Origin of the sequence: Sulfitobacter sp. HI0129 (assembly GCF_001635395.1) — a bacterium.
Classification (GTDB): domain Bacteria; phylum Pseudomonadota; class Alphaproteobacteria; order Rhodobacterales; family Rhodobacteraceae; genus Sulfitobacter.
Genome location: NZ_LWGH01000501.1, coordinates 1 through 3,886, shown reverse-complemented (window position 1 = coordinate 3,886; position 3,886 = coordinate 1). Strand labels below are relative to the sequence as shown.

General features: G+C 64.1%; 6 protein-coding genes and 1 pseudogene. 4 read left to right on the top strand and 3 right to left on the bottom strand.

The features are described 5' to 3' along the window. From A3764_RS13745 to aat, 3 genes are all read left to right on the top strand, one after another. The coding region (locus A3764_RS13745; protein ID WP_330220525.1) for an acetyl-CoA carboxylase biotin carboxyl carrier protein at positions 1–262 on the top strand (262 nt) is incomplete at its 5' end. Positions 263–272: 10 nt separating this feature from the next. Next, positions 273–1,625, top strand: a complete 1,353-nt coding sequence (gene accC / locus A3764_RS13740; protein ID WP_067921809.1) for an acetyl-CoA carboxylase biotin carboxylase subunit — start codon at positions 273–275, stop codon at positions 1,623–1,625. Positions 1,626–1,644: 19 nt separating this feature from the next. Beyond that, a complete protein-coding gene (gene aat / locus A3764_RS13735; protein ID WP_067921806.1) occupies positions 1,645–2,280 on the top strand; it encodes a leucyl/phenylalanyl-tRNA--protein transferase in 636 nt (211 codons plus the stop codon). Here the strand turns inward: aat and A3764_RS13730 are convergent. From A3764_RS13730 to A3764_RS13720, 3 genes are read right to left on the bottom strand one after another with little or no spacing between them, the layout of a single operon-like run. After that, the gene (locus A3764_RS13730; protein WP_067921804.1) at positions 2,244–2,609 is read right to left on the bottom strand and encodes a DUF2155 domain-containing protein; all 366 of its coding nucleotides are present in this window, start codon (positions 2,607–2,609) and stop codon (positions 2,244–2,246) included. The genes aat and A3764_RS13730 overlap by 37 nt on opposite strands. Next, positions 2,606–3,058: an outer membrane lipid asymmetry maintenance protein MlaD gene (mlaD, locus tag A3764_RS13725; RefSeq protein ID WP_067921801.1), complete on the bottom strand. Its 453-nt coding sequence runs from the start codon at positions 3,056–3,058 to the stop codon at positions 2,606–2,608. Before mlaD ends, A3764_RS13730 begins: the two co-directional genes overlap by 4 nt. Before the next feature lies 1 nt (position 3,059). Then, a complete protein-coding gene (locus A3764_RS13720) occupies positions 3,060–3,443 on the bottom strand; it encodes an NADH:ubiquinone oxidoreductase subunit NDUFA12 (RefSeq protein ID WP_067921797.1) in 384 nt (127 codons plus the stop codon). Positions 3,444–3,637: 194 nt separating this feature from the next. Between A3764_RS13720 and A3764_RS13715 the strand changes: the two are divergent. Beyond that, a pseudogene (locus tag A3764_RS13715) lies at positions 3,638–3,886 on the top strand (FkbM family methyltransferase); the annotation flags it as partial.

Here is a 3,886-nt window from a genome sequence, read left to right as displayed (position 1 = left end):
CCAGGCGATTTCCGACCCTGCCGATCATCCGGGCGCAGTCCCCTCGCCCATGGTGGGCACCGTCTACATGCAGGCCGAACCCGGCGCGCCGGCCTTCATCTCCGTCGGCACCAGTGTCTCCGAAGGCGATACCCTGCTCATCGTCGAGGCGATGAAGACCATGAACCACATTCCGGCCCCCCGCGCAGGCACCGTGAAGCGCATCCTTGTCGCCGACGGGGACGCCGTGGAATTCGGCGCGCCGCTCGTGATCCTCGAATAGGGCGCGGCGCATGTTCAGCAAGATACTCGTCGCGAACCGGGGCGAAATCGCCCTGCGCGTCATCCGCGCCGCCCGCGAAATGGGCATCGGATCGGTTGCGGTCCATTCCACCGCCGACAGCGACGCCATGCATGTCCGCATGGCCGATGAAAGCGTCTGCATCGGGCCGCCCTCCAGCCAGCAGTCCTACTTGTCGATCCCGGCGATCATCGCCGCCTGCGAGATCACCGGCGCCGAGGCCATTCACCCCGGATACGGCTTCCTTTCGGAAAACGCTGGCTTCGTGCAGGTGGTCGAAGATCACGGCCTGACCTTCATCGGACCCACGGCGGAACATATCCGCATCATGGGCGACAAGATCACCGCCAAGGACACGATGAAAAAGCTCGGTGTTCCCTGCGTGCCCGGCTCCGAGGGCGGTGTCGCCAACCTCGAAGAGGCCAAGAAGCTTGGCGAAGAGATGGGCTATCCGGTCATCATCAAGGCCACCGCGGGCGGTGGCGGCAAGGGCATGAAGGTCGCCCAGTCGGCAGCCGAGATGGAGCGCGCCTTCATGACGGCCCGCGCCGAAGGCAAAAGCAACTTCGGCAATGACGAAGTCTATATTGAAAAATACCTGACCACGCCGCGCCACATCGAAATTCAGGTCTTCGGCGACGGCAAGGGCCGCGCCGTTCATCTGGGCGAGCGGGACTGTTCGCTTCAGCGCCGGCACCAGAAGGTCTTCGAAGAGGCCCCCGGCCCCGCGATCAGCGAAGAGGAACGCGCGCGCATCGGGAAGACCTGTGCCGAGGCCATGGCCAACATCAACTACATCGGCGCGGGCACCATCGAGTTCCTCTACGAGAACGGCGAGTTCTATTTCATCGAGATGAACACCCGCCTGCAGGTGGAACACCCGGTGACCGAAGGCATCTTCGGCGTCGACCTCGTGCGCGAACAGATCCGCGTTGCGGCAGGTCTGCCCATGTCTTTCGAGCAGGAGGATCTGCGCATCAACGGCCATGCGATCGAGGTCCGGATCAATGCGGAGAAACTGCCGAACTTCTCGCCCTGCCCGGGCCGGATCACGCAGTATCACGCACCCGGTGGCCTCGGCGTGCGGATGGACAGCGCGCTTTATGACGGCTACCGCATCCCCCCCTATTACGACAGCCTGATCGGCAAGCTGATCGTGCATGGACGCGACCGCCCCGAAGCACTGGCACGGCTAAATCGCGCCTTGGGCGAACTGATCGTCGACGGTGTTGATACCACGGTGCCGCTCTTCAATGCGCTGCTGCAGGAACCGGATATCCTGTCCGGGGATTACAACATTCACTGGCTCGAACACTGGCTGGAGACGCATCTTGGCGATGCCTGATCACGGCTGAAACCCCGCGATGTCGGACCTGACGCCGGACCTTTTGCTCCATGCCTATTCCATCGGCATTTTCCCGATGGCCGAACACCGTGACGATCCGGATATCTTCTGGGTCGATCCACGGCGGCGGGGGATCATCCCGGTAGACGGTTTCCATCTGTCCCGGTCACTTGCGCGCTTCATGCGCCGCAGCGACTGGACGACGACCATCGACCGGGCCTTCGACGACGTGGTTCAGGGATGCGCCGCGCGCACCGATACATGGATCAACGATCGCATCGCGCGGCTCTATGGTCAGCTGCATGAGATGGGTCAGGCCCACTCGGTCGAGGTCTGGGACGGCGCCACCCTCGCCGGGGGGGTCTATGGCGTGTCCCTCGGGGGTGCCTTTTTCGGCGAAAGCATGTTTTCCAACCGGACCAACGGATCGAAAACCGCGCTCGCCTGTCTGGTCGACCGGCTTGAGCGGGGTGGATATACCCTCTTTGACACGCAGTTCCTGACCGAACATTTGCAATCGCTGGGCGGCGTGGAGATTTCGCGGGACGACTACCGCGAACGACTGGCCGACGCGATCACGCGGAATGCATCATTCACCGCACCACCGCGCGCCACCCTTCAGGATGTGGTGCAGCGTATGACCCAGACATCGTAGCGCGGATGCTCCAGCGCGCTCAGCGCCGGGGCGGAGGCGATCATCCAGCCCTGAAACAGCGGAATACGCTCACCGTCTTCGGCGATGCTCAGTTCCGCATACGCGTTGCCAGCCGGGTTTCCGACCGGATAGCGGCAATCGTTCATCACAATCTCAAGCTGGCCGAGCCGCGTGGCACCGCCGGTGCGCATCTCGATATCGGTGGTGTGGCCCGATATCTTGTCGAGCGCGCGCAGCACGCCGCCGGGGGCCGAAGTGACCTCCTGCGCCTCGGCCGCCGGGGCTCCCGCCAATAGCAGGCAGAGGAAAGATATGGCCCGGCGCCTCATTCGTCGCTCCCCTGTCCCGATACGAATTTGAGCAGCAGCGAAATCAGGCTGACGGAGCCCTGCGTATCGGTAAAGACATCCCCCGGCTCAAGGTCGAAGGGCGACCCGCCGGGCACGATCTCGATGAAATTGCCGCCCAGCAGCCCTTCGGAGGCGACGACGATGGCGCTGTCATCCGGGATGGCCACCCCGTCGCGAATGCGCACGGTGGTATCGGCGCGAAATGTCTCGGTGTTGAGGGAGACATCGCTGACCTGCCCGATCCGCACCCCTGCAAGCCGAAGGTCGGTGCCCACGGCGACACCTTCGAGGCTGCGGAAACTGGCATGGAGCGGATAGTTGCCGCTGTCGCGGCCCAGCCCGGCGGCCTGCGCCGCGTAGATGCCGAAGCCCAGTGCCGCCGCCAGCACGACCGCGCCTGTCAGGACTTCTGTAAGATCCTCGCGCATGTTACTCGGGGCTCCACGCCTCGTAGTCGGACCGGTCGGCGGGATGTTCGCGCCGGATGGACCCCGCAGGCGCATAGGCCAGCGCCGTGCCTGTCAGGTTCTCGATATGGGGCTTTTCCCACGCCTTATGCACCAGCGGCTTTTCGCTGGGCGGCTCATCCCATGTGCGGTGCAGCCAGCCGTGCCATTCGGGGCTCACGCGGCTGGCTTCGGCCTCACCATTGTAGATCACCCAGCGGCGGCTGTCGTCTGCGTTGCGGTAATAGATATTGCCTTGGGCATCCTCGCCCACCTTGGCCCCTTTACGCCACGTGAAAAGCTGGGTGTTCAGCGTCTGCCCGTTCCACCATGTGGCCGCACGCAGAAGGGTGTTCAGGATGCCCATGTCTCTCTCCGATCCAGTTGGTGGATATATGCACCAGCGCGCTCGCAAGGTCCAGTAGGCCCGGATGGCACGGGGCCCGGGGCCCGGCTGTGTCCTTTGGGCCATGCCCGCCCGCGTGGCGTTCCAAACCGTTTGGTGGGGCGTCAGGTGCGGAGTATCATCACACTAAACATAACGATAATCGCGTGGGCAGAATGGCGGAGCAGAAAATCGCCGCGGTGTGCTGCGGGGTCAGGGTGCCCGCCTCGCCGTTCCTGAACGAAACCCGGATCGAACGGATCAACGCCGCAAGGTATGAGGGCGACGAGATTGCCGGTGCCCTGGCCGTCATCGGCCCCGACGACCGCGTGCTGGAGATGGGCGCAGGCCTCGGCGTGGTGGGCGGGGTGATCGCGCATAACGCGCGGCCCGCAGCACTCCTGTCGTTCGAAGCCAATCCCGCG